Origin of the sequence: Nonomuraea muscovyensis (assembly GCF_014207745.1) — a bacterium.
Lineage (GTDB): Bacteria > Actinomycetota > Actinomycetes > Streptosporangiales > Streptosporangiaceae > Nonomuraea > Nonomuraea muscovyensis.
Map to the genome: position 1 here is coordinate 31,776 of NZ_JACHJB010000004.1, position 23,658 is coordinate 55,433.

The 23,658-nt window shown below is 68.2% G+C and carries 20 protein-coding genes and 1 pseudogene; 3 read left to right on the forward strand and 18 right to left on the reverse strand.

The features are described from left to right. Window positions 1-19: 19 nt before the first annotated feature. The 9 genes from FHU36_RS38060 to FHU36_RS38100 all read right to left on the reverse strand — a co-directional run bounded on the left by FHU36_RS38060 (window position 20) and on the right by FHU36_RS38100 (window position 13,191). Window positions 20-460, reverse strand: coding sequence for an acyl-CoA thioesterase (locus tag FHU36_RS38060; RefSeq protein ID WP_185088994.1), 441 nt, complete (start codon window positions 458-460; stop codon window positions 20-22). After that, on the reverse strand, window positions 457-6,063 hold the full coding sequence (locus FHU36_RS38065; RefSeq protein WP_185088995.1) for a type I polyketide synthase: 5,607 nt from the start codon (window positions 6,061-6,063) through the stop codon (window positions 457-459). Before FHU36_RS38065 ends, FHU36_RS38060 begins: the two co-directional genes overlap by 4 nt. 6 nt (window positions 6,064-6,069) lie before the next feature. Then, entirely contained in the window at window positions 6,070-7,011 is a 942-nt protein-coding gene (locus tag FHU36_RS38070; RefSeq protein WP_185088996.1) for an enediyne biosynthesis protein UnbU, read from the reverse strand. Beyond that, window positions 7,008-8,921: a CRTAC1 family protein gene (locus FHU36_RS38075; protein WP_185088997.1), complete on the reverse strand. Its 1,914-nt coding sequence runs from the start codon at window positions 8,919-8,921 to the stop codon at window positions 7,008-7,010. Before FHU36_RS38075 ends, FHU36_RS38070 begins: the two co-directional genes overlap by 4 nt. Next, the gene (locus FHU36_RS38080; RefSeq protein ID WP_185088998.1) at window positions 8,918-10,042 is read right to left on the reverse strand and encodes a DUF1702 family protein; all 1,125 of its coding nucleotides are present in this window, start codon (window positions 10,040-10,042) and stop codon (window positions 8,918-8,920) included. The genes FHU36_RS38075 and FHU36_RS38080 overlap by 4 nt, the downstream gene beginning before the upstream one ends. Before the next feature lie 131 nt (window positions 10,043-10,173). Then, a complete protein-coding gene (locus FHU36_RS38085) occupies window positions 10,174-10,584 on the reverse strand; it encodes an SRPBCC domain-containing protein (RefSeq protein ID WP_185088999.1) in 411 nt (136 codons plus the stop codon). Between the two features lie 103 nt (window positions 10,585-10,687). After that, window positions 10,688-11,026, reverse strand: a complete 339-nt coding sequence (locus FHU36_RS38090) for an ArsR/SmtB family transcription factor (protein ID WP_185089000.1) — start codon at window positions 11,024-11,026, stop codon at window positions 10,688-10,690. Between the two features lie 221 nt (window positions 11,027-11,247). Next, on the reverse strand, window positions 11,248-11,967 hold the full coding sequence (locus tag FHU36_RS38095; protein ID WP_312892121.1) for an ArsR/SmtB family transcription factor: 720 nt from the start codon (window positions 11,965-11,967) through the stop codon (window positions 11,248-11,250). Window positions 11,968-12,024: 57 nt separating this feature from the next. Further along, a complete protein-coding gene (locus FHU36_RS38100) occupies window positions 12,025-13,191 on the reverse strand; it encodes an NAD(P)/FAD-dependent oxidoreductase (RefSeq protein ID WP_185089001.1) in 1,167 nt (388 codons plus the stop codon). 175 nt (window positions 13,192-13,366) lie between these two features. Here FHU36_RS38100 and FHU36_RS38105 point away from each other — a divergent pair, with 175 nt between their 5' ends. Further along, complete coding sequence (locus FHU36_RS38105) at window positions 13,367-14,068, forward strand: ArsR/SmtB family transcription factor (RefSeq protein ID WP_246503219.1); 702 nt, start codon at window positions 13,367-13,369, stop codon at window positions 14,066-14,068. A gap of 47 nt (window positions 14,069-14,115) precedes the next feature. Further along, window positions 14,116-14,355: a sulfurtransferase TusA family protein gene (locus tag FHU36_RS38110; RefSeq protein ID WP_312892122.1), complete on the forward strand. Its 240-nt coding sequence runs from the start codon at window positions 14,116-14,118 to the stop codon at window positions 14,353-14,355. On the opposite strand, the gene FHU36_RS38115 is transcribed toward FHU36_RS38110, so the two are convergent. From FHU36_RS38115 to FHU36_RS38130, 4 genes are all read right to left on the reverse strand, one after another. Then, window positions 14,348-15,556, reverse strand: a complete 1,209-nt coding sequence (locus tag FHU36_RS38115) for a ferritin-like domain-containing protein (protein ID WP_185089003.1) — start codon at window positions 15,554-15,556, stop codon at window positions 14,348-14,350. The two genes, FHU36_RS38110 and FHU36_RS38115, sit on opposite strands and share 8 nt — an antisense overlap. Further along, the gene (locus tag FHU36_RS38120) at window positions 15,553-16,404 is read right to left on the reverse strand and encodes a phosphate/phosphite/phosphonate ABC transporter substrate-binding protein (protein ID WP_221497274.1); all 852 of its coding nucleotides are present in this window, start codon (window positions 16,402-16,404) and stop codon (window positions 15,553-15,555) included. Before FHU36_RS38120 ends, FHU36_RS38115 begins: the two co-directional genes overlap by 4 nt. A gap of 11 nt (window positions 16,405-16,415) precedes the next feature. Further along, the gene (locus FHU36_RS38125) at window positions 16,416-17,537 is read right to left on the reverse strand and encodes an acyl-CoA dehydrogenase family protein (RefSeq protein WP_185089004.1); all 1,122 of its coding nucleotides are present in this window, start codon (window positions 17,535-17,537) and stop codon (window positions 16,416-16,418) included. A gap of 489 nt (window positions 17,538-18,026) precedes the next feature. Continuing rightward, window positions 18,027-18,224, reverse strand: a complete 198-nt coding sequence (locus FHU36_RS38130; protein ID WP_185089005.1) for an MFS transporter — start codon at window positions 18,222-18,224, stop codon at window positions 18,027-18,029. Window positions 18,225-18,325: 101 nt separating this feature from the next. Here FHU36_RS38130 and FHU36_RS38135 point away from each other — a divergent pair, with 101 nt between their 5' ends. Next, entirely contained in the window at window positions 18,326-19,426 is a 1,101-nt protein-coding gene (locus FHU36_RS38135) for a hypothetical protein (protein WP_185089006.1), read from the forward strand. 366 nt (window positions 19,427-19,792) lie between these two features. On the opposite strand, the gene FHU36_RS38140 is transcribed toward FHU36_RS38135, so the two are convergent. From FHU36_RS38140 to FHU36_RS38160, 5 genes and pseudogenes are all read right to left on the reverse strand, one after another. Next, window positions 19,793-20,266, reverse strand: coding sequence for a hypothetical protein (locus FHU36_RS38140; protein ID WP_185089007.1), 474 nt, complete (start codon window positions 20,264-20,266; stop codon window positions 19,793-19,795). Between the two features lie 118 nt (window positions 20,267-20,384). After that, window positions 20,385-20,771, reverse strand: a complete 387-nt coding sequence (locus tag FHU36_RS38145) for an STAS domain-containing protein (protein WP_185089008.1) — start codon at window positions 20,769-20,771, stop codon at window positions 20,385-20,387. A gap of 41 nt (window positions 20,772-20,812) precedes the next feature. Further along, on the reverse strand, window positions 20,813-21,787 hold the full coding sequence (locus tag FHU36_RS38150; protein WP_185089009.1) for a phosphotriesterase family protein: 975 nt from the start codon (window positions 21,785-21,787) through the stop codon (window positions 20,813-20,815). A 92-nt stretch (window positions 21,788-21,879) separates the two neighbouring features. Then, window positions 21,880-22,323 (reverse strand): universal stress protein, encoded by a 444-nt coding sequence (locus FHU36_RS38155; RefSeq protein WP_185089010.1) that lies wholly within the window; start codon window positions 22,321-22,323, stop codon window positions 21,880-21,882. 33 nt (window positions 22,324-22,356) lie between these two features. Next, window positions 22,357-23,636, reverse strand: a pseudogene (locus FHU36_RS38160) (RNA-guided endonuclease InsQ/TnpB family protein). Window positions 23,637-23,658 lie beyond the last annotated feature (22 nt).

Consider the following 23,658-nt stretch of genomic DNA (forward strand, 5'->3'; position numbering starts at 1 on the left):
GGCACATCCCTGCCGGAAGTCAGCGTCGTTCTGCGGGTGGGGCGTAGGCTTCGAGTGCCTGCAACAGCTCATGCGGCACGTCTGTCGAGACCAGTTCTCCCTCGACGCGCTTCATGCAGGCGACGGTCTGCGCTCCGCGGGCGACGAGCTGCCCGGGCCCCGAGTTGAGCCGGAAGTAGTCAAATCCCATGGCGATGCGGTTGAACTCGATGCTCCGGAGCGACATTCGCACCGAAACCTGATCGAAGGCCACCAGTTCCGCGAAGTACTCGCAAGAGCACGACACGGTGACGAGCGCCAGGTCGACAGCCAGCCGTTCCACGACCCCGGGGGCGTGTGCCGCGAGGAAGCGCTCCCGGCACGCTCCTTGCCACATCAGATAGTGGGCGAAGTACACGTTGCCCACCAGATTGGTGTCGGCGAAGGTCACCAGGTGCTCGTACGCGAAGTGCCGTTTCATGATCCTCCCTTCACCATGACCGAGACGGCGATCGGTCGCGGGGCGCCGTCGACGTGGACGACGGCGGAAGCGATCTGGGCGGATCCACTGCGGAAAAGCACCCACCCCTGTTCGAAGACGCCCTGGATGATCACCGGGGCCTGCGCGATCGCCTGACCTCGTTTCGACAGGCATTCGCGTACGGTCCACAGCCGGGCGAGCGTGTGGCTGTCCGGCTCAGCGGTCAGCATCGCGATCTGCTCGCGCTGCCCGGCCATCGCCGGGGTCTGCGGCTCTCCGGATCCGTCGGAGCCGATCCACTCCCAGTCGCAGGCCAGCGCGGCGGGGCCGCCCACGTGCAACACCCACTCGTCAAGGTGACTCCGGCCGGCGACGTGATCGCGATGGGCCTGGCGGGATCCGGTCCGGCCTCCGGACTTCGGTGTCACGTGCACCTGGACGGGGCTGGCCGGAAGCAGCGCCTCGATGCTCCTTTGCACGTAGGGGCCCAGCAGTACCGGCGGCCACGCACCGGGCTCCAGCGGCCCGATGTCGCGGAGACGTAGCCCCTGCCAGCTCACCACGGTGTCGCCGCGCGGATCGCGAACGGATACGTCGTAGACGTGTTCGGCTCCGTGGCGGGCTCGCTCGACAGCCGAAAGCACGAGCTCATCCGCCGAAACCGTTCCGGTGCCGGCGGTGAAGGCATCGCAGCCGACGGGCAGGAGCCGCCGGTTGGGCACGCAGGCCTGCAGGACGTGGATGGTGGCATCGTTGACTGTCGGATCGCCGAGGACGAGAGTGCCTTCGGAACTCCACCGGCGTCCGGCATCCAGGACCGCGACGCATGCGGTCGCTTCCAGATGCTCGTATCTGCGAAGGCGCTGGAACAGCGGGCCGTGGAAGAAGGTCGGCCCGTACAGGTGGCGTCCGTCGTGGGCGGGAAGCGGTGGCCGCGGACCCTCCACGACGGCGACGGCGGGGCGGAGCGGTTCGAGGCCGACATGGGCGGAGAAGTGGTCGACGGCATAGCCGCTCTCGTCGCTGCGCAGGACGACATCGATCTCACCCGACTCGCTGACGAGAGCGCAGATCCGGATGGTCCGGCCGCCGTCGTCCGGGATGATCACTGGCCGGTCGAATCGGCAATCGGTCAGCCCGCTGATCGCTCGGCCCGAAACCGTGGCAGCGGCCTCGGCCATCGCCTCCATTGCGCAGACCGCCGGGAGAATCATGAGACCGTCGATCTTGTGATCGCCGAGGTATGCGTTCCGATCGGGGTCAAGGTCGGCTTCCGCGATCAGCTCCACGCCGGGCACCAAGGTTCGGATCCGCTGGATGTACGTCTCCGCACGGGGCGCGCTCTCGACCTGGAGGGCGGGAAGTCTCCCGGTGGCGACGACGGTCGGTTCCTGTATGGAGGACGTCAGCACTCGCCCCAGCAACTCGATGCCCGTGTCGACGGGAACGGGGACGACGCCCGATCGCAGCAGGCTGTCGAGCACGTCCAGGCGCTCACCCATGCCGGCCCCGGACCACGCGGTCCAGTCGATGTTGCGAACCTGGCAGTCAGGCAGGTCCCGCGCCAGGACCCGGGCGAGCTCGCGCAGGCGGCCGTTGGCGAGGGCGTAGTGCGCCTCCCCCGCGAGCCCGAAGCGGCCGATCACGGACCCGTAGGTGACCAGCAGCCTCAGGTGCGCGGTGTCGAGCGCGGCCAGGATGTCACGCAGGCCCTGGTGCTTGGCGGCGGCATGATCGATGTAGTCACTCGGCCCCAGGTCCAGGAAGCGCCGGGGCACGTTGATCCCGCTGCTGTGGATCAGCGCGGTGACACTTCCATGGGCGGTGACGACGGCGTCGACGGCCTGGCGTACGGACGCCGGGTCCGTGACGTCGGCGCTGACGTAGATGTGCCGCACGCCCGCCGCGGTCAGCGCATCAAGGTTCGCGCGCAGCTCGTCGTCGGCTTCCGGGTCGCTGCGGCCCAGAAGGGCCACTCGGCTGCCGGTCGACCGCCCCAACGCCAGGGCGGTCTGGAACCCGATCCCCTTTCCGCCACCGCTTACCAGCACCAGATCGCGCGGTCCCAGCGGAAGCTCCCCGTCCGGTACGGGCGTCACAGGAGCGTAGACGACTGTGTGAGCCGTCCCTTCGTCATCGACGACGAGCTCCGGATGCCTGTCCGGAGGGAGGTGGAGAATCCGGGTCACGGCTTCGGCGGCTTTGGACGAGCTCACGCCGATCCATCGAACCGCCTGGTCGACATGCTCCTGTCGGATGGACGCCAGAAATCCGGTCGCCGTATCACCATGATCGACGACAGCGATGGGACGCCGCTCTTCGACGGCTGTCCTGGCGGCATCGACCAGGTCGGTGATGTCCCCCTCCGAGGGATCCTCGGACAGGAAGACGAGCTCGGCGTCAGGTCGCCGGTCGATCGTGTCGAGCTGCGGCGCGATCTCCGCTCGGAGCGGACCGCTCCCCCAGACCCGCCAGGTGATGCTGACCGGTTCATCGGTCAGCTCGGCCTGCTTCCTGCCGGGTAGGAGAAGGCGGTGCCAGGGCGCCAGTCCTGCGATGTTCGGGCCGTCGTCCTCGTCCTCACCTGCCGGAGGCAGCGCGGCCACCTGCTCCGCCAGCTCCGCCAGTGACACATCGGCCAGGACGAGCGGTTCGACGGGTACGGCACGCCCGCACGCCGCGGCCGCCTGCGCGGCGAGCTGGACGACGCGCAGGGAGTTCAGGTGGAGGTCGCTGAGCAACCGGTTCTCATCGCTGATCGTGTCAGGTGGCAGTTCCAGCGCGCGAGCGACCAGGTCCCTCACCACCTCAGCCGGGTCCAGGCTCGGATCGGCTGTCATCTCGGTCGCCGCCACAGGATCGGCTGCTACGGCGGGCAGGAGACTCGGTGACGGGGCCTGCTCGCACGGGCTCTCGAGGAACCGGGGCTCACGCCAGAGGTCGAAGTCGCGGTGGAAGCGTGCGGACAACAGCGGCCGAAGATCGCCGGCGACACCCAACGCGTGGAGGGCACCTGCGACCTGGCTCAGCGCCGTGCTGGAAGGCGTGCCCACGTCCAGTGAGAGAGCGGGCACGCCCGACAGCTCGCCGGCGAGTGGGGCCAACGTGTGCCCGGGGCCGATCTCCACGAGAAGGTCGCTCGTCCGGGCCAGGGCGGACACGGCTTGGCGGAACAGCACAGGGGAGGTGAGCTGGGTGGTGAGCAAAGCCGGTAGGTCTGTCTCCGCGCCTATGCGGTCGCCCGTGATCGTGGAGTAGATCGCGCGGACGGGACGCTCGAACGTGACCCGTCGGAGGTATTGCTCAAGTACCGGCTCGGCCCGCCGGAAGGCGGGCGAGTGGAAACCGTGGCTCACCTTCAGGCGTCTGGCCCTGATGCCACGCTCATCGCATCGCCGCATGACGCGATCGACATCGTGCGTCGTGCCCGCGACCACGTGCGCGTGACCGTGATCGGCGGCGATCACCAGGTCGGTACCGTCGATCAGCCGCAGCGTCAGATCCCGGTCGGCGGCGACGGACAGCATTCCGGTGCAGGCCGCGCCGTGCTCCCCCATGATGCGTCCTCGCGCCGTGGCGAGGTCGATGGTCTGCTGGACGTCGAGGGCTCCGGCCCAGTGCAGGGCGGTGATCTCCCCCAAGCTGTGTCCCACCGCTGCGTCAGCCACGACTCCGAGGCGTTCGAGCCAGCGCAGCGCGGCAAGCGACACCTTGACGATCGCGGGTTGCGCCAGTGCCGTGTCAGCCGGCTCGGTGGACGGGACCTGGTCTGCGAAGAGATCCTCCAGGCCGGGCTGTACGACGCCGAGAGCGCCTGGCTCAGCGGGGACAGGTGCTCCTTGGCCGGTGAAGACGAGGCCAAGGCTGCCTGCCTGACCGATGCCGATGGCGACCCCGGGAACCGTACGGAACGCGGCGTCCTCGCGATCGGCCACGAGTCGCGCGGCCTGCGTCGCTCTCCGGGCAAGTTGGCCGGGGTTCGTGGCGACGACAGCGGCTCGGAACGTGCGGATGCCACCGGCGGTCGATTCCGCCAGGGCAGCGGCGAGATCGACCTGTTCGGCGAAGGAGATGCGGGCAGCGACCTCTGCAGCCCGGTCGAGTTGGGCGAGCAGATCCTCACGCGTATCGGCCGCGAACGCGAACACCTCGGCGTCCAACGGACGACTCGCGAGGAGCCTCTCCTTGGGGGTGAACGTCGGGCGCCTCCGAGAGGCAGCGCTTTCGAGCACCACATGGGTGTTGATGCCGCCGAAGCCCATGGCACTCACCGCGGCCCGCAGCGGCATGTCGTCCGGCCAGGTCTCCGGCGCGTCGACCACCCGTAGCGGAACGTCCTCGCCGCGAAGCGACGTGTGCGGCTCCACGCATCCGGTGGTCGGCGGAATCACCTGGCGGTGCAGAGCCATGACTGCCTTGAGCAGGCCCGCGACGCCCGCGGCCGCCTTGGTGTGGCCGATGTTCGCCTTGATCGAGCCGAGCGCCGCAGGCCGGGTGGTGCGCCTGCCGCCCTGCGCCTCGACCAGAGTGGCGATCTCCACGGGGTCACCCACGGCGGTTCCTGTGCCATGGCCCTCGAACATCGCGACGGTTTCGGGGCCGAATCCGGTGTGCTCATAGGCGCGGCGAACGGCCAGAAGCTGCCCGCCCTTCTCCGGCCTGGTGATCCCGCCCCGCCCGTCAGAGGACACACCCCAACCGCTGATCAACGCCAGCGGTGTGCGCCCCGCCGCGAGAGCGTCCTCGGCGCGCATCATGACCACCATGCCGCAGCCTTCTCCTGGCCAGAAGCCCGTCGGGTCGGCGTCGTAGATGCGCATGTCGTCCGTGGCCAGCGCGCCCGTCCGGGCGAAACCCACGAGCTCGAAGGGGTCGAGGCTGAGGTCGACTCCCCCGGCGATCGCGACGTCGACCTCGCCCGCGCGCAGGGCCTTGGCCGCCGTGATGACGGCAAGGAGGGACGAGGAGCAGGCGCCGTCCACGGTGTACCCGCCGCCGTGGAAGTCGAAGTGATTGCAGATCCGCCCTGCGATGGTGTTCGACAGTCCGCCCGCGAGGGTCTCGTCGTTGGGCTCGGGGAAAGGGCTCTTGAAGGCCCGCTCGAAATCGGCTACGAAACGCGCCTGCTGATCCACGTCCCAGCCCTCATCGGACAGGGCCTGCTGCAGGAGCCGGCGCACATAGGGCCAGCGGAGCCGCAGCGCCCCGGCGCGGCTGAATTCGCCGTTCAGGGTGTTGCCGATGACCACGCCGACGCGGTCGCGCTCGAGACCCCTCCCTTCGGGGTACCCCGCGGCGATGAGCGCATCGGCGGCTACGTTCAGGGCCAGCCAGTGTGTCGTGTCGGTGACGCGGTACACCGATCCCGGCACCCGAAACCTGGCTCGGTCGAATGACCACCCGTCAAGAACTGCGGCGTACCTCGCGTACGTGCCGTCCGCCTCGCCGGCGACATCACTGGAATAGTCGTCGAGGTTGAGCCGGACCTTGGGGATCGGCCTGAACGCCCTTCTGCCCGACATCACCAGTTCCCACAGCTGGTCGACGTCTTCGGCGTCCGGATACCGGCACGATGCCCCGACGAGGGCGATGGGCTGGTACATAGGAGGTCACATCCTGTTCGCGGCAGAGCCGGTGACCAGGCCGGAAGCGGCGATCGGGGTGGCGAGTCCGGGCTGGGACCCCTGGTTGCGCTGCCGCAGCGAAACGACGGCGAGTGCGGCGCCGCGGAGGGCGCAGACGATGACCAGGGCGAAGAACAGGCCGAAGGCGATGTGCACGTGAACCAGAAGGCCGTAGACCGTCGCGGTGGCGATGCCGAACATGACCTGCCGACCAGGCTTGACCGGCGTCGTCCCCGGATCTGTGATCATGTAGTTGGTGAACAGGATGAAAGCGGTGCCCGTCATGACGGTCAGCGCGGTCACCGTGGCGGTTCCGTCGATTGCGGTCCTGATGACCGCCTGAGCCGCGAATGCGCCCACCCAGCCAAGGATCAACGGCATCTTCTTGGTGAGCATGGCGTTGAGCATCGTGCCCGACGCCAGGATCAGTACGGGGATGATCCAGTCGAGCGGTCCGCTGACCCATTCGGTGAAGTGGTACGGGGGTGCGATCCCCACCCAGGGGAACAGCAACAGCACGACGACGATGCCGAAGTTGGACGGGTTGAGCACGTGCTTGTAGGTCCCGCGGAGCCGGACCCGGATCAGGTGCTTGCTGGAGATCGCCACCACGACAGCGAAGATCACCGGCATCAGCCTGTCGTTCGCGTACAGGAGCATGGCACAGGCCAGAGCGCTGATATGCGCCGGCAGCAGGAAGTCCGCGAGATTGCGCAAGCCACCGGCGTACTTCACGGGCCGGCCGTTGGTGACGGCGTCGACCTTCTCCAGGCCGAGTTCGAGGATGTAGGCGACGGCCAGGGCGACGATGGGCGTGGCGTAGGCCTGCTCGAATCCGAGCAGCGTGTGGCCCAGGATGTTGAAGGCGGTGATCGAGATGGCGAACCGTCGCAGCGCGCTCGTCCGGGGGTCTGGCTTGCCTGTCATCGGGTGATCTCCCGTGCTGTTCCATCGGTGTCGAGCAGGAGAGTGCGCCAGCCTGGCGCGAGCTTGACATCGGCGCTGTGCCAGGCACCGCAGATGTCACGCCACTGGACGGTCACGTCCGCGGTTGTGGTGCCGTCGGTCAGGCTGAGCATGGCTTCCGGAGACGAGACCCCTGCGTGGCCGCCGGCGGGATAGACCTGCGCCGTTCGCACCCCCGCCGCCCCCGACCGCACATTGACGGTGGCCCCGATGGCAGGGGAGGTGCCGCCGCGTGCGGGCCCCCGGCATTGGGTCGTCGGGCGGACGAGCCGCAGCCCCAGGAAGGGATGGGTGGTGCTCCGGTTGTTGTGGAAGTAGTGGGACTGGCGCCATTGGTTGGCCACCGCGAAGTCGAGCCGCCCATCGTGGTCCGTGTCGGCGAGGGCCAGCCCTCGGCTGGGTCCTCGGTTCTCGACGCCGAGCCGGGAGGCGAGGTCGATGAAGCGGCCGTCCGGCCCCTTGACGAAGAACCGGTTCGGGTTGGCGCCTGAGAGATCATCGGTCGAGGTGAAGCGCGGCCACATCGCCGGGTCGATGAGCAACTCGTCATTCGTCATCGCCAGTTCCTGCAGCTCCGGCCAGCGGTTGGTGGTGCCCTTGATGAAACCGGTGGCTTGGATGATCTGGGTCTGACCGTCCCCTGCGAAGTCGCCGGTCTTGATGTCCCAGCCCCAGCCGGAGCGGGAGATTCCGAGGGGTTCGCTGTGATCGTCGTAGCGCGCCGTGCCGCCCTCGAAGACGTTCTTGCTCTGGCTGACCCACGCGAAGTTGCTCTCGTGCAGCGCGTAGTCCTCGGTGATGTTGCTGACCACCATGTCGGGAACGTCGTCCTGGTTCAGATCGGGGAAGGCGACGCCCATCCCCTTGAAGGAGTCGAGGCCGAGGGTCTTCGACTTGGGAGTCGTGAAGTGCCGTACCCCTTCCACGAGCTCGAAGCGAGGACGGCCCGGCGTCGAGACGTTCTTGAGCAGCCGGTCAGGGCCGAAGTCGTTGGCGACGTAAAGGTCCGGAAGTCCGTCACCGTTGAGGTCCTGGGCGCCGAGGGCGAGTGTCCAGCCGTTCTCCATTTCCGGCGAGAACGCCGTGGCGGATTCGGCGAAGCGGGCTCGAGGGGCGGTTCCGTCGCCGGCGTCCTGCCAGAGCAGCAGCCGGTTGTGGCCCGCGTTGTACCCGCCGGACATGGAGTCCTGCATCTGCAGTTCGGGCTGCACGGCCTTCGGGTCCAGCACTCTGGCGCCGTCGGGGAAGTAGTTGCCGATCGCCACGTCGGTGTGGCCGTCGCCGTCGAAGTCACCGAGCGCCACGGCGTTGGTGTTCCAGACCTTGTACGGCTGGACGAGTTCCTGCGGAACGAAGGACGCGGCCGTGAGCGGGTCAGCCTTTCTGAGATAGAGGATCGGCGAACGTCCCCAGAAGTAGACGAGCGTGTCGGCCTCGCCGTCTTCGTTGTAGTCGCCGGGGACGCAGCCCATCGGCACCATGGTGGCGTCGTAGGGCAAACCCGTGGGCTTGAGTTCGACGGGGGCGAACCTGTTCCCGCTGCCGGGCACCGGCTGCAGGCGCACTGATTCGTCACGCGGGTCGACCAGGCAGATGTCGTCCGAGCGACCGTTCGCGTCGAGGTCCGCGAGCGCCACGGCCGCTCCCAGCGAGGAGATCCAGTGATCGATCCTCTGGTACGCGGGTGCCACCGTTCGGATGCCCCGGGTGGTGGCCGCCGTGTTCAGCGGGTGCTTTTCGAACGAGAACCGCTGCGCGAGCGACGCGACCGTCTCTGGCGACGCCTCGAAGGGCCGGGACAACTGCCAGCCGGTGACGACCAGCACAAGTGCCAGGATCTGCGCCAGGCGGGACCTCAGACGATGCTTCACCGTTCTCCGCCTCCCGAGTGCAGGGACCAGGCGTGGCGGGTGCCTGCGCGCCAGCGCTCGTACGTCTGCGGGCTGTCCTCGGCTGTCTTGACAGCGGCCAGAGCGGTGTCGGTCCACGCGGCCGCGACGTCGGTTTCCGCGCCGGTGAGGAGTTTGACCGCGCTCGCCACTTCAGAGGTGACGACTCCCGACAGGCAGTGAGCCTTGGCGGCGAACGCTGCCCCCTGTGCCAGGTGGTCGTGATAGCCGTCCGAGACCTGCAGGAGCCGCTCCAGGACGTCGGCCGGCTGGGCTCCCGTATAGCCGGCGGCCAGTCCGATGCCCGCCCAGAGGTCGGCGCGCCGGCCTTGGGGGAATCCGCCGATCACATCGGCGATGCGCGCGGGATCCGCTCCGGCGTAGAACCACAGTGCCCGACCGGTCCCCTGGTCGCGGATGGAGAGCACGGCACCTCTCGCGGAACGCTCCACCTGGCCGTCGAAGACGGCCTCGGGCCGGAAGAAGGCCTGGTGGAAGCCCCAGCCGTCCCAGGCGAGCCACCGCAGTACAGGCTGGTGGGCTCGGATCGCGGTCCACGGGCTCACGTGGAGGCGGGCGAACGCCCAACCGGCTCCCACGTGGATCAGGTGCGCGTAGCGCCGGCCCGCATGACGGTGGAGGGTCGCGAGCCGCCGGCCGCCGGTGAGGGTGAGCAGGTCGAGCAGGACCGCGCTCATCGCAGCCCCTTCGAACGCGAAGCCTCGAAGCTCCGGACTCATGTCCGGGAAGGCCTGCTCCCCCGGCCTGCCGGTGATCATGGCGTTGTAGCCGGCCGCGAAGCTCCGCACAACGGCGTCAAGCTTGGGCTGCACCGCGGGAGAGGCCGGAGAGAAGCCTCGCCGGACGAGATCGAGATCACCGGGGTCGAGCATCAGCGGTCGGCGAAGAAAAGATCGAATAAGCGAGTTCGGGTTGGCCACCGTCCGTACCCCATTACCAGAGAGGGAGGTCTGGAAGGCACCAAATAACAGCCGTCTGCGACTGTCAACAAGAATTTCGGCGGCGAAACCGCTACCAGCGTGAACAAATCCTATAAGAATCTTTTGAATAATGCGCAGTCGCAGCACGGCTACCAGACGCACACGACGTCCACAATCCACCAGGTGCCGAAAGAGTGCTCAGCGGAGCGCTCCCACAGCATAAACCGGCAACATTGCGACAACAAGAGAACTCCTCCTTGGCAGACCATGCCAAGGAGGAGTTCGATCAAGCACTAGGCGGACAGCACGGCCTGCAAACGCCCCAGGATGAAGGGCCAGCCGGTCTGATGCGCGAGGTAGGAGTCCATCAGCAGGGGCGTGAGGTTCTCCCATCCCCTGTGGGTCATCTCGACACGCGTCAACGTGGGACCGAGTTTCTTGAAGAGAAGCTCGACTTCCGTGAAAACGGGGCCCTGAATAACTTCCCAGGTAAAAGCGACCATACGCGGCGGGTCCCAGCGGAGAATATGCCCCCAGTCCCGCTCCGCACCGTCGTCCAGGACCTCGTAAATGCGGCCGCCGACCCATTCTTCCAGGCAGACGTCACGCACTTTTCCTGGCTCGATCGCGAAAGAGTCGATCGGCCACCAGGTCGCGAGTCTTTTGGTGAAGGTGCCGAAGGTGCGGCTTTGGTCCGCCTCCACGTTGACAGCGTGAAGGATCGGCTCTACTCCGGTCCCAGTCGGGCTATTCATCGGCGTGACCTCTGTAGGCGTCGGGACGACGCGCACAAGTCTGCCAGATCGCTCAGCCGACCGCCGTCTCATCGCGCGCTCCAGTATCAGTGCCCTCAACGGATTCGCGAGCCTTCATCATGCTGTCCCGCCACAACGACTCGACCACATCGCGAAGCTGGCCGAGGGCGTCCTCGCTGGCCCGGTAGATCCGCTTGGTGCCATCGCGCCGTTCGACGATCAGCCCCGCGTCCTTCAGCACCTGCAGGTGCTGCGAGACCGCCGACCGCGTCACGTCGAAGTGCTCCGCGATGCGGCCGGCGGGGAGCTCCTCCGTGGCGACAAGACGCAGGATGGCACGCCGCCGCGGCTCGGCGATCGCGCGCAACACCTCGTCCAAGTCTCCGCTCATGGTGCCGATCCTAGCCAGCGGGCGACGGAGGGCTCACCGAAGGAGGAGGTCGCGACCACTTCCAGGACCGTTCGGCCCCCGTATGCCGGAGATCCGGCCGCCCGCGGGTGTCTCACCACGATGCACCTCGCACCCGCCAACCGACATCGATCCCGATGCCGGTACAGCTCGATCTCCTGAGCGTAGGTCCCTTCTTCCGTTAGCGTCAACTGTCAGAAGGGTCAGGCGATCCCACCCGGCGCCATCGACTTCGCGTACTCACGAGGCCGTAGCGGGCGCGCCCGCCCTGCGACGGATCGACCGGCTTCAACCGGCAGGCGGTGCAGCCTCCATTCCAGCATGCCCTCCTCCAGCGGCCGGGCACAGCGTCCGTGCGCCTTGAGCAGCCAGACGGCCTCGGTGGCCAGCAGACAGTGTGAGCTTCGACAGTAGGTGACCACCTCGACCCCGACGGGAATCTCGTCCATCCTGACGCGGAGTTCTTCGAGCGGGATCGAGACCGCTCCGGGGATGTGGGCGGAGAGGTACTCGACAGCCGGCCGCACGTCGATGAGCACCGTCCGTCCGTCGCCCCGTCTCCGCAGAAGTTCCTCCCTGGTGATGGCCGGATCCGAGGGGACCGCCCGCAGGGAGGTCATGCGGGTGATCTCTGGCTCCAGCGCGCGTTTCCTCGAGACCTTCCGCAGGTTCGCATACAGGAGCGCCACGTCTTCTCCCGCCAACCGGTAGTAGATGCGGGTGCCCTCCCTCCGGCTGCACACGAGCCCTGCGTCACGCAGCACCTTGAGCTGCGCGGATGTGTTGCCGATGGGTACCTTCGCCGCACCGGCCAGATCCTCGACGCTGCGTTCGGCCTGCGAGAGCAGGTCGAGCAAGTGAAGCCGGACAGGATTAGCCAGGGCCTTTGCCACGCGGGCGAACTCTGCGAGCACCGTGGTCACGTTGTCAGAGGGCATCACTACCGTGCCTTTTCGCATCGACTTTGGAGTTGTGCACCGCTATGCGTTCCAGCGCTTGAGCCAATCGGTCTCCTGGGCGGCCTTTTCCTCGTGGAACCGGGCCGAGGGTTCGTGGAGGGTCACCTGGGGCGCGGGAACGGCGAGGAACTCTCCCTCCCCCTTGGCGGCCAGGTGGTCCCCGAGTTCGATGTAGCAGGAGCCGTGGCCGTCGAACCACGGCTCGGGCGCTTCGTAGCCGAGGTGGCGAAGCACCCCGTTGGTCACGACGTCCGCGGCTCCCTCGGCGAACACGGCGGCCTTGGGAAGCGGCTTGCCGTTGGGCAGGGTCAGCAACGTCACGTCGCCCAACGCCCATACACCGCGCGAGCCGGTGGTGAATGTCCGGGCGTCCACCGGGATCCATCCCGAAGGACCCAGCGACGTTCCCCTCATCGCAGCGGGCGGCCGGTGTGGTGGCACCGCGGCCAGGAGGTCGAAGCTCTCCCGGCTCCCGTCGGCGAAGTGAAGCTCGCCGGCCTCGCCGTCGACCCGCTCGACAGTTCGCTGCCCGTGGAAGCCGATGCCATACGCCGTCAGCATGTCCACGAGTGTCCGGCCGACGGCTGGTCCCGCCACGGGCATCGGCAGCGGGTCAGGAGTGTAGGTATCGATCGAGACGTCGTCCCGAGCGCCGGTTTCCCGTAACAGATCAGCGAGCAGCAGGGCCCCCTCGAAAGGCGCCGCTGGACATTTGAAGGGCACGCCGGCCACGAGTACGGCCAGGCGGCCGCCGTCGAAGCGCCGCACTCTGTCGTGCAGCCGAGCCGAGCCCTCCAGCGTGTAGAACTCCTCCGCCTGCCCGGCTTCGAGCGCCTCCGCCAGCCCGGGGACCATGGTGGGCGCGAGATCGGCTCCCAGCGCGATCACAAGGGCGTCGCAGGAGAACTCTCCCGCGTCGGTGACGACCTTTCGACGGTCCGGCTCGATCAACCTGACCCTCGCCTTGACCATCTCGACCCCGTGCAGCACGTCCTGACTCGGGCACACCGTGACGTCGGCGGCTCTGCGCCACCCTCGCAGCACCCACAACAGCGATAAGCCGAGGGCGCCCTCGAAGGACTGATCGATGAGAACGACCTTGTCGGATCCGGGGAGTCGTTCGCGGAGCAGACTGGCGACGTTGAGCCCGCCGACTCCGGCCCCGAGGACGATAACTGTCTTTGCCATGGTGCAGAGCTCCCGTCAACTCGGACGTTGGTCTCTTGGCTGCACGAGCACGAGGCGGGAAGCCCCGACCTGAGGCCCCCGATGACGTGTCGGACCAGCACGCATGTTGCTAGCTACCGCTTGACGAAGCAGTGAAAGACGAGGACACAGAGCTAGAAGAACGCTACAATCCTCCATGGATCCATTGATCCATTGCTTCTTGGAGGATTATATGGTGGGAGACCCCAGCAGGAAAGCCTCCCTTTTCGACCAAATCGCCCGCGTTGGTAAGGCTCTTGGTCATGGGAAGCGCCTGGAGCTCCTTGACCTGCTGGCCCAGGGAGAGAGAAGCGTCGAAGTCCTCGCACAGACCGCCGGGCTTGGCGTGACCAGCACGTCAGCGCACCTTCAGACGCTGAAGCACGGAGGGCTCGTGTCCACCCGGCGCGACGGCACGCGGGTGCTCTACAGCCTGGCGGGCACCGACGTCGTCGAGCTCTACGCCCGGCTGCGGAACGTCGCGGCGACACACCTGGCTGACGTGCAGGCGGCCGTGGCGGCCTATCTGGGAGAACACACGGAAGAGGTCACGCGTGACGAGCTGCTCGAGCGGGCGGCATCCGGCAAGGTCACCATTCTGGACGTGCGCCCCAAGGAGGAGTACGACGCCGGGCACATTCCAGGGTCGGTCTGCATCCCGATAGACGAGCTGCCCGATCGGCTCAACGAACTCCCGGCCGACGCGGAGATCGTGGCGTACTGCCGTGGTGCCTACTGTGTGTTCGCGCCGGAGGCGGTCCGCCTCCTCACCGGCAACGGGCTGCAGGCCCGACGGCTGACCGAAGGGATGCTCGAATGGCAGGTGGACGGCCTGCCCGTGGAAACCAGCGACCAGTGAACGATGGCCCCGCCGTCAGCGTCCTGGACGGAGGCCATCGTTCCTGCGTGGTGCTTTTGATGGAGCTGCGGCACCACATCAGCGCCATCGCGCCGGGCGACATGGTGCACCTGATCGCGCACGATCCGGCCGCGCCACTGGATCTCGCCGCCTGGTGCCACCTCACCGGGCACACCTATCTCGGCCAGGTCCCGGGCGACCAGCCCACCTACGCGGTCCGCGTCGAAGCGGGCGCCCTCACGACCGAACCGCGTTCGCCGTGGCGGCGACGTCAGACGCCTACATGAAGTTCCGCGTGTGCAGCGCGGACAGCTCCGCCGCTTCGTCACCCGGGAATCCGAGGCGGACCAGCCGATGCTGCCTCCCCTCATCCATCTCGACCTGAAGCTCCTGAACGGCGGCATAGCCTCTCCGGATGCCCTCCGGGGTCCACTCCCCCGCAGCCAGCACGACGAGAGCGTCGAACACATCCTGGTTCAGCCCGGCGCTCGAGATGAGCGTCTGATGCCGCTGCTCGACCGCGCCGCGGAGCCGGCCCAGGAGCGACGGGTCGACCTTGCCCTGGTGCTGGAGATGGGCCACGCCGAACGCCACGTGCCGAGCCTCGTCCTGGCGGGCCAGGCGGGCGACCTGCCGCGTGACGGGGTCAGGAGCGTTCCGATCGATGAAGGTCAGCAGGTTGAGGAAACTCCCCTCCCCCAGCACCGAGAGCAGGAACGACGCGAGAGAGAAGTCCGGCTCGGTGAGCAGCGTCGCCAAGGACTCCCTGCCGCTGACCGATGACGTGCCCATCTCCCCACCGGTGAGGAGGGCGCGGCGGGTGAAGATCTCCACGTGTCGAGCCTCGTCAGCGGCCTGAACGGCGAGAAGCTGGAGCACTTCGCGAAAGTGCGGGTGGATGCGGGCGAGCAGGCGGGCCGGCACCACCAGAGCCGCCTGCTCGTTCTCCACCAAGAACGTCATGATCTGGACGATCGCCTGCTCGATCTCGGGCGCGAGCCGGACCTCCGCATCCCACCGGACGGCCTTGGCCGGATCCCACTGCGCGGAGGCCGCGTGCGCGTACAGGCTCGGGGCCAGCTCGGCCCAGACGAGCTCCCGTTCGGCCAGGTCGGCGGCAATCTCAGGCCCACCCGGCTCGACCAGGGCTCCTCTGGCTGCCAGACCCCAGTTGAGCTGGGGCCTGGCTACGACGCCATCAGGCCCTGGCCCACCGGCTCGCTCCGCGAGGGCCCACCTGTCGAGGTCTGTCCGTCCGCGAGTGACCCACGCCTTCACTCCGTCGTCGTTCTCGTCGGCCCGCTGGGTCCGATGGCCCTGGGAACGGCACCAGGCCTCCAGGTGGACGACGAGGGCGGGATCGAGCCCCGCGACGGCCAGTTCGGCGCCGGGCGGCAGATCCCGCAGCGCTCGCTGCACCAGCAGGTGAGCCCCCTGCTCGAAACCGAGGTCGCCCAGGTCGAGCACATGCTCGGCGGATGCGCTCACGGCTGGTACCCAGCCGCGGTGACGGCGCCCTCCCGGCTGTAGAAGGACGTCTCGTCGACGGCGGCCTCCAGCGCGCCGTAGCCGCTGGTCCGCCCGCTCTGCCAGCTGGTAAGGCCCTCCAGGTCGAACAGCGGACGTATCTGCGGGTCCACGTAGGACATCGACAGAAGGAGGTCGCCGAACCTCCTCATGACCTCCGCCGACACCGTGTCGCTGACGCTCATGTTGCAGTGATCGAAGCGAGGAGTCTGCGCCAGAACCCGGGTGCTTCCAGCCGCCAGCGTCCCTTCCCGGCCGAACAGCAGGTGGTTCGAGTCGATCATGCAGGCCGCGGCCACCGTACCGGCCGCCAGCGCTCGTGCGGCATCCCGCTCGCCACCGATGTGATCGCCGTGCAGGCCCACGCCGACGTCGAAACGGCGAACGGTGATGTCCACCCCCGGCCGCAATCCCCGTTCAGCCAGGAACGAGCACGGCAGCAACGTGGCCTGCGGCGAGTCGATCGCTCCCACGGCGATGGTCTCACCCTTGAGATCAGCCAGATCCTTGTACGGCGAGTCGGCACGGACCACGACGACCGAGGTGAGATCACGATCGGTGTCGCGCATGACGAGAGGCGTCAGCCGCCGGCCGTTGGCCTCAGCGAGGCGCCGGCTGCGGATCCACGAGAGCGGCGAGTTCCACGCGGCGTCGATCCGGCCACTGGCCAGGTCCTCCGCCTGGCGTTCGTAGTTGGAGTAGAGAACGAAGTCGAACGGGAAGCCGTGCTCGTTGAACCACGAGCGGAATCCACCCCAGATGGTGACGACCTTGGGGTCGTAGGCCACGGCACCCATGAGCAGAGCCATCGCATGTCCTCCTAGAAGAGCGGCAGACCGAGCGTGGCCCGGCCGACGAAGTCCTGCAGCGCCTCCGTGGTCGGCGCCATGACCCGGGCCGCGAGCGCGTCGCGGAACAACCGCTCGACGCCCGTCGACCTGCGGAAGGCCGAGCCGCCGCAGAGCCGCATCACACCATCGGCGACCTCGGCCGCGGCCTCTCCCGCCACGGCCTTGACCTGCAGCACCCGCAGGGTCGCATCCGCTCGCCCGCTCTCCAGTGCGGCCAGGGTGTCGTCGCGGAACGTACGGGCGGCGTCGGTCTTGGTGCGCAGCTGCGCGAAGCTCGCGCGCTGGAGTGGCTGCTCGGCGAGCGTCTGCCCCAGGTGGTCGAGCCGTGTACCGACAAGGTGATCGTGGGCCGCGGCGACGAGCGCCTCCATCAGGCCGATCGAGAAGGAGGCGTTCAGCACGAGGAAGTACGGCAGAGCGGTCTGCAGTGCGATGTCGAGCCCGGAGCCGTCCGCGCCGAGCATCGCGTCGCGGCTGACCGTCACCCCCTCCCCCTTGATCGGGTTGGACGCGTTGCCCCGCAGGCCGAAGCCGTCGAAGGGACCGCGGACGTGCAGTCCGGACGACCGGCTCGGGACGTGCCAGATGCTCATCGGACCGTCCGCGGCCAGCGGCTTGCTCGACCAGACGTAGCTGTCCGCTTCGCCCGCCGCGGTCACCCAGCTCTTGTCGGAATCGAGCCGCGCCTGCTCGCCGTCAGCGGTGGCGGTGCCGAGCGGGGCCCAGAAGTGGCTGCGGGATCCGGCCTCGGAGAAGGCGAGCGTGGTCAGATGCTCGTTGCGCGCGATCGCCTGCCGGACGTCCTCGCCACCGTGGTTCTCGATCAGGGCCGTCGCCGCGTAGTGCATCAGCACCACCATCGCGGTCGAGCCACACGCGCCCGCGAGCCGTTCGATCACCTGCGCGGCTGCGGCCATTCCCGCGCCTCGGCCCCCGACATCCTTCGAGCTGATGAGGCCGAGCAGGCCGGCCTTGGCGAGAGCGTCGATACCGGCACGCGGGAACGTCCCCGTCCGGTCCGTCTCGGACGCCTGGGGGGTGATCGTGGATTCGATGACGGATTCCAGTGCTGCGAGGTGCTCGGAGGGCATGACTCATCTCCGCTCTCATCGATGGCCGAAAAGAAGCGCTCGTGTCAACTGGTGAATATTCCCTGTATCCAAAACACGAGAAATACGACGACCTAAAGCGGCCATCTCTTCGGGGAGCCTATGCAAGGCTTCCGTTAGCGTCAACTGTCAGACAGGGGAGAAGTTGTCGCTGCCCGAGCGGGAAACTTTCACCTCAGGTGCCCCATAAAACAGTTGGGAGCCGGGGTGAACGTCAGCACTTGACAGGAGTTCCACCGCTGATTCGGCTAGTGTCTCGGTGGTCGCCCGCCTACCCGGGGCAGGCGATCTTCGATGGCGGGCGCGGACGACGACCCTCGGGCGCCCGGCGCCCGCGTGGCACGCGGTGCCACTCCGGCGCTCGCCGGAGACCGGAGGATTCACCGCCGATTCGGGTCACGATATTCTCGCCACCGTTGGCGCTCATTTGGCCGAGCGGCGCAGGACGACTCGCCGGCACAAGAGAAAGCTTCATCTTATAAAGGCCTGCGACCAACCACGGGGTTCTCGCATTGACGCGATCTCAGCGTATCCGGAGACCAGCGGACCCGCCGTCGGGATCGAGACCCCCAGGTCCTGCGATATATCGGGCATCAGGCCGGCAATGATGAATTCGGTGAGGCCGATGCCGAACACGTCGATCGTCGACGCCGGCAGCGCGATGGGCATCGAGGCGCCCCGCTGTCCCGGAGCCGGGTCGGATGGTTGGGTCCGCTTCCAGCGGAACTCGTGCGCCGATGGCGGGCTGCCGTGGGCGATACGGTCGGAGGGTGAGCACTTCAGCGTTTACCACGGCGATCGCGCAGGCCCGTGACCTGCTCAGGTGGCGTTCACCGCTGCGCACCGAGTTCTGGGCGGCCAGGCTCTGCGCAGGGCTGGAGCAGGGTGGCGCGGAGGAGTTCGTGCGGGAGCTGGTCGCCTCCGACACCACGGAGGCGCGGCTGACCCTCGCCGCCCTGATCGGCGTCGACGGCGCTCCCCTCGCGAGGGTCGGCACCGGTGAGCGTCTCGGTGGTGACGGGGGCGCGGCCGAGGACGGCGGCTCTGTCCAGGGTGGTGGATCGTACGCCGACGACGAGGGGTCCGGGGGCGAGGGGCTCGGGGCGTGGGCCGAGGCGGGGCGGGAGGCGGTGCGCGCGTTGCCCGGGTGGGTGGCTCGCATGGGCCAGGTCACGTGCGAGGGGGCCTGGTACGGCAAGGCCGACCGCTACGGGCAGCAGACCCTCGCCGCGCTGCACTTCTGCTACCACAACGGCAAGGAGCCGCACGTCCTCGTCGTGGGCATCGACCAGGTCAACGGCGGACTGGCGGTGGACGCGCTGGTCGACGAGGTGAAGTTCCTGGACGACCTCCGGCTCGACCCGGCCGAGCCGGGCGTGGTGGCCGGGCGGATGCTGGACGCGTTCGAGCTGACCGAGCGGGTGATGGGGGCGATGGTCGCCGACACGTTCCCCTCGGTCCGGCCGTTCGCGCTCGGCCGCGCGCTTGCCGTGCCCCATCCCGTGCGTCCTGCGCCGGACGACGTCGTCTCCACGTTCCGGGGGTTGCCCGGCGTGCCGGGGGCGGAGGAGGCGTTCGAGAAGTTGGTGGAGTTCGTGGGGGATCGTCCGCTGTGGTGGAGCCCTGCGAGGGTGTCGCAGTTCCTCACGTCGTGGCTGCCCAGAGAGGCCATCCTGTCGCAGGAGGCCATCGCGGCCATGCCGGAGGTGGTCCGGGCGTGGAGCCGGTCCAGTGGTGACCATCGTGAGGTGCTGGAGCGGGTGGAGACGGAGGCGCCGCTCCTGGCCGGGCTGATGGCCGACGAGTCACTGGCCGGGCTGGGTAAGCGGATCGCCCTGAGCCGGCTGCGTGTCGAGGGCGACCAGCCGTAGGCGGCCGTGGCTGTGGTCGGTGGGTCGGTGGAGTCGTGGTAGTGGGTTGGACGGGAGACGCGGACGGGCGGCTATGCTGCGCAGTGACGTGTACGCCGCCCCCAAGGGTGTGACAAGGGAGATCGACCGATGTACAAGGAGTTCGCTGCCGAGGCCGTGGTCTGGGTGGTGCCGATCGTGGTACTCATCGGCCTGGCCCTGATGATCACTGCTTGACCGGCCGGGGGCCGAGCCAGGCTCGGGCCCCTGGCTCCCTTTCTTCGTTCTTTCTGTTCTCCTGGTGAATGTTCCTCGGGCTGACGTTCCTTCGGCGGAGGTTCCCCTCGCGGGTTTCCGGTCGGCCGGCCCCCGCCAGGCGTCGGCGGGTCAGGCGTAGTACTCGTAGGCGACCACCGTTCGGGCCTCTCGGTCCCAGCGGATCTCCCCGTCCAGCCAGCGGTTCCACAGCTTCGCGAGCGTGCTGGAGCGGACCGTGCAGCCGGCCCACCGGGTGGCCCTGGGGCGGATGCCGCCGACGTAGTCGTAGCACGACCCGGCCTTACGATTGTTGATCTCCAGGCGGGCGTTCAGGGTCACGTCGTGGAGCCGTTCGCGGGAGACGTTCCTGATGCGGACCTTGATCCGGCAGGTGTCCTTGCAGCGGCCGAAGTAGATCTTCGTGCGGATGAGCTTCGGGCGCGCGGTCGTCGTCACCGCGATGCGGCCCGCGCTGGTCGCGCCGGCGGTGGTGGCCCTGGTCGCCAGGGTGGCCGCTGCGGTGGCGGGCCTGGTGGCGACGGCGGGTGGGGCGGTTGTCGCGAGGGTGGCCGATAAGACGAAGGCGGACAGGCGGTTGCGCATGATGCCCCCAGTGCGGCAAGTGGCCGCTTCCCCCGTCGAAAGCAGCCTCAGCCCCCTCGATTAACCATCACGAAGGACACCGGGTCAACACATATCCGGGTATGTCAGGGAACACGGCCTACCCCGTGAACGGCGGCGTGTCCCCCGTCTCGTTGAGCTCCGCGATGGCCAGCTCGGCCGTGGTGCGGATGTCGAAGAACTTGTCCAGGGCCGTGATCGCGAACAGGTGCTTGCACCTGCCGTTCAGCCCCGACAGCAGCAGCCGCCCGCCGGAGGCCGTGACCGCCTTGTGCAGGTAGACCAGCACCGAGAGACCCGAGGAGTCGCAGACGCTCACGGCCTGCATGTCGATGACGAGCAGGGGTGGTTGGGTGAGGTCGAGGGCCTTGGTCACGCGGTCGCGCACCTCGGCGGCCGACGCGAAATCGAACTCCCCCGTGAGCCTTGCGATGACACAGGGGCCCTGGAGCCCCAGGCTGATCGACAAGGCTTGCTCCGAAGTCACCCAGCTCCACCTACCCGCATTGCACGATTGATGCCACCACTTTACGCAAAGTAGCGTCTCGGGTTGAACACCAGCATCTGCTCGATCTGCTCCTGGGTCACCCCGGAGTCGACAAGCGCGGCCACGACGTCATCGTGAATGTGATCGTAGCGCCAGTTGGGAGCCAGCGTGTCAAGGGTCTCCTGCCAGGCGCCGCCGAAGTAGTCCATGAAGCAGGCGGCGTCGTGGCTGAGCACCATCCGGTCGGCGTATCCCCGCCGGCACAGGGCGGCGATCGTGGCCACCCGCTGGGCGGTCGGGTTGTAGATGTCCAGGCCGAACCGGTCCATCCCGAGCGTGGCACCGGTGTCGGCCAGCCGCATGAGGTAGTCGAGGTCGTTGGTGTCGCCCGCGTGCCCGACGACGACCTTGGTGAGGTCGACGCCCTCCTTGGCGAAGAGGTCGAGCGTCATCGGCCCGGTCCCGGCGAAGGAGTTGGTGTGCACGGTGATCGGGGCGCCGGTGCGCAGGTGGGCTTGCGCGACGGCCCGGCAGATGCGTTCGACGCCGGGAAGCAGCCCCTTCTCCTCGACCACGCACTTGAGGAACGCGGCCTTCACCCCGGTCTCGCCGATGCCTTCGGTGAGGTCGCGCACGAAGTCCTCGGCCATCGGCTCCGGCATGTCCAGCAGCAGGCCGGGGCCGCGGTGCTCGTACTGGTGGGGCAGTTCCTCGAAGCAGTAGAGGCCGGTCGCCACGATGATGTTCAGCTCCGGCACCTCGGCCGCGATGCGCTGGATGCGGGGGATGTACCGGCCCAGGCCCCACACGGTGGGGTCCACGATGGTCCGCACGCCCTTGGCCGCGACCGCCCGCAGCTTGCCGATGGCGTCGGCGACCCTGGCCTCCTCGTCCCACCACGCGCCCCGGCCGTAGCTCTCCAGGTGCTCGGGGGACAGGACGAAGACGTGCTCGTGCATGAGGGTCTGGCCGAGCTGGTCGGGCTCGACGGGGCCACGGACGGTGTTGACGGACATGAACGCCTCCATACCGGCTGGTCGGTCCAGGTGCGCGTCAGCCTAGGCCCACCGAGCCGCCGGGACAACGCCCCCCCCGCCGACGTGCGCGGTCACCCGGTCTTCGGAGCGGGCACGACGAGCACCGGCCGGTCGGCGTGGTGGAGTACCCGGTTGGCCGTGCTGCCGACCAGCAGCGAGGTGAGCCCGCCGAGGCCGCGCGTGCCCGTCACGATCAGCGTGGCGTCGAGCTCGGCGGCGACCTCCACGATCGACGACCACACGGCGGCCGGGCGGATCTCGGCCCGCGGCGTGGCGTCGAGCCCCGCCTGGCGGGCCAGCTCGGTGCCCTCGGCCGCCAGCCGCTCCATCGCCCCGCGCATCGCGTCGTCCTCCTCCGCCGAGTGCCCGACGGGCATCATCAGCCCCACCGGCACCGTCACCGCGCGTTCCCACACGGTGAGCACGACCGCCCGCTGCCCCTTCAGCAGCGGTCCCGCGAACGCGACCGCGGCCTTGGCGTCCTCCGAACCGTCGTAGGCGATCAGTATCGTCATCGTCACCACTTCCCTCAGCCGTTTCCCCCTCCTCTACCGATCCGCGCCCGTTTCACGCACGACAGGCGGGTAGCCCCATGTCGTGACCTCCTCCCCTCCCTGAAGGGAAGGGAGTCCAACCGTCGCCGGTTGGCCTTCCTGCTTCACCGCCGGTCGCCTCGCAGAGAGGACTCTCGTTGAGGTCTTACACCAGCTCCACAGGCGTTTCAGCTCTCCGCCAGCCCGGCTGCGAGCACGTTGCGTGCCGCGTTGACGTCCCGGTCGTGGACCGCCCCGCAAGCGCACTCCCACGTCCGGACGTTCAACGGCATCCTGTCCCGCAAGGTCCCGCAGGCCGAGCACAGCTTGGAGGAGGGGAACCAGCGGTCCACCACCACCAGCGTGCGCCCGTACCAGGCCGCCTTGTACTCCAGCATCATCCGCAGATCCCGCCAGGCCGCATCCGAGATGGCGCGGGCCAGCGACCGATTCTTGACCAGGTTGCGGACGGTCAGGTCCTCCACGGCGATCACTTGGTTCTCGCGAACAAGCCGGGTGGTGACCTTGTGCAGATGGTCCCGGCGCCGGTCGGCGATCCGGGCATACACCTTCGCCACGCGCAGCCGGGCCCCGGCCCGGTTGTTCGATCCCTTCTGTTTGCGGGCGAGCGCCCGCTGAGCGCGGGCCAGCCTGCGCCGGTCGGCCCGCTCATGCCGATGGTTGACGATCTTCTCGCCGGTCGAGAGCGTCGCCAGCGCCGTAATGCCCGCGTCCACACCCACCGACCGCTCGACGGGCGGCAGCGGGCTGATCTTCTCCTCCACCAGGATGGACACGAACCAGCGCCCGGCCGCGTCCCTCGACACGGTGACCGTGGACGGCTCCGCACCTTCCGGCAGAGGGCGCGACCACACGATCGCCAGCGGCGCGTCCATCTTCGCCAGGGTGAGCTGCCCGTCCCGGAAGCGAAACGCCGAGCGGGTGTACTCCGCGCTCGCGCGCGAGTTCTTCCTGCTCTTGAACGTGGGGTATCTGGCGCGACGGGCGAAGAAGTTCGCGAACGCCGCCTGCAGGTGGCGCAGCGCCTGCTGCAACGGCACCGACGACACCTCACCCAAAAACGCCAGCTCCGGCGTCTTCTTCCACGCCGTCAGCGCCGCGGAGGACTCCACGTAGGAGACCCGTTTGCCTTCCAGCGCATAGGCGCGGGTGCGTTCTTCCAGCGCCTTGTTGTAGACGAGGCGGACGCAGCCGAACGTCCGGGCAAGCTGATCCGCCTGCTCGGAGGTCGGATGGCAGCGGTACTTGTAGGCACGCCTGACGATCTGCGCCACGCCTCACAATCTATCGCGAGAT

Bases quoted from the DNA above. Each gene is read 5' to 3' on its own strand.
- FHU36_RS38130 (WP_185089005.1), bottom strand. From the start codon at position 18,224: ATGCCCATCGCGCTGCCGGCGTCGACGATCGACGTGTTCGGCATCGGC.
- FHU36_RS38120 (WP_221497274.1), bottom strand. From the start codon at position 16,404: ATGGCTCTGCTCATGGGTGCCGTGGCCTACGACCCCAAGGTCGTCACC.
- FHU36_RS38100 (WP_185089001.1), bottom strand. From the start codon at position 13,191: ATGGCAAAGACAGTTATCGTCCTCGGGGCCGGAGTCGGCGGGCTCAAC.
- FHU36_RS38155 (WP_185089010.1), bottom strand. From the start codon at position 22,323: ATGACGATACTGATCGCCTACGACGGTTCGGAGGACGCCAAGGCCGCG.
- FHU36_RS38150 (WP_185089009.1), bottom strand. From the start codon at position 21,787: ATGTCCGTCAACACCGTCCGTGGCCCCGTCGAGCCCGACCAGCTCGGC.
- FHU36_RS38105 (WP_246503219.1), top strand. From the start codon at position 13,367: ATGGATCCATTGATCCATTGCTTCTTGGAGGATTATATGGTGGGAGAC.
- FHU36_RS38065 (WP_185088995.1), bottom strand. From the start codon at position 6,063: ATGTACCAGCCCATCGCCCTCGTCGGGGCATCGTGCCGGTATCCGGAC.
- FHU36_RS38090 (WP_185089000.1), bottom strand. From the start codon at position 11,026: ATGAGCGGAGACTTGGACGAGGTGTTGCGCGCGATCGCCGAGCCGCGG.
- FHU36_RS38140 (WP_185089007.1), bottom strand. From the start codon at position 20,266: ATGCGCAACCGCCTGTCCGCCTTCGTCTTATCGGCCACCCTCGCGACA.
- FHU36_RS38060 (WP_185088994.1), bottom strand. From the start codon at position 460: ATGAAACGGCACTTCGCGTACGAGCACCTGGTGACCTTCGCCGACACC.
- FHU36_RS38070 (WP_185088996.1), bottom strand. From the start codon at position 7,011: ATGACAGGCAAGCCAGACCCCCGGACGAGCGCGCTGCGACGGTTCGCC.
- FHU36_RS38125 (WP_185089004.1), bottom strand. From the start codon at position 17,537: ATGCCCTCCGAGCACCTCGCAGCACTGGAATCCGTCATCGAATCCACG.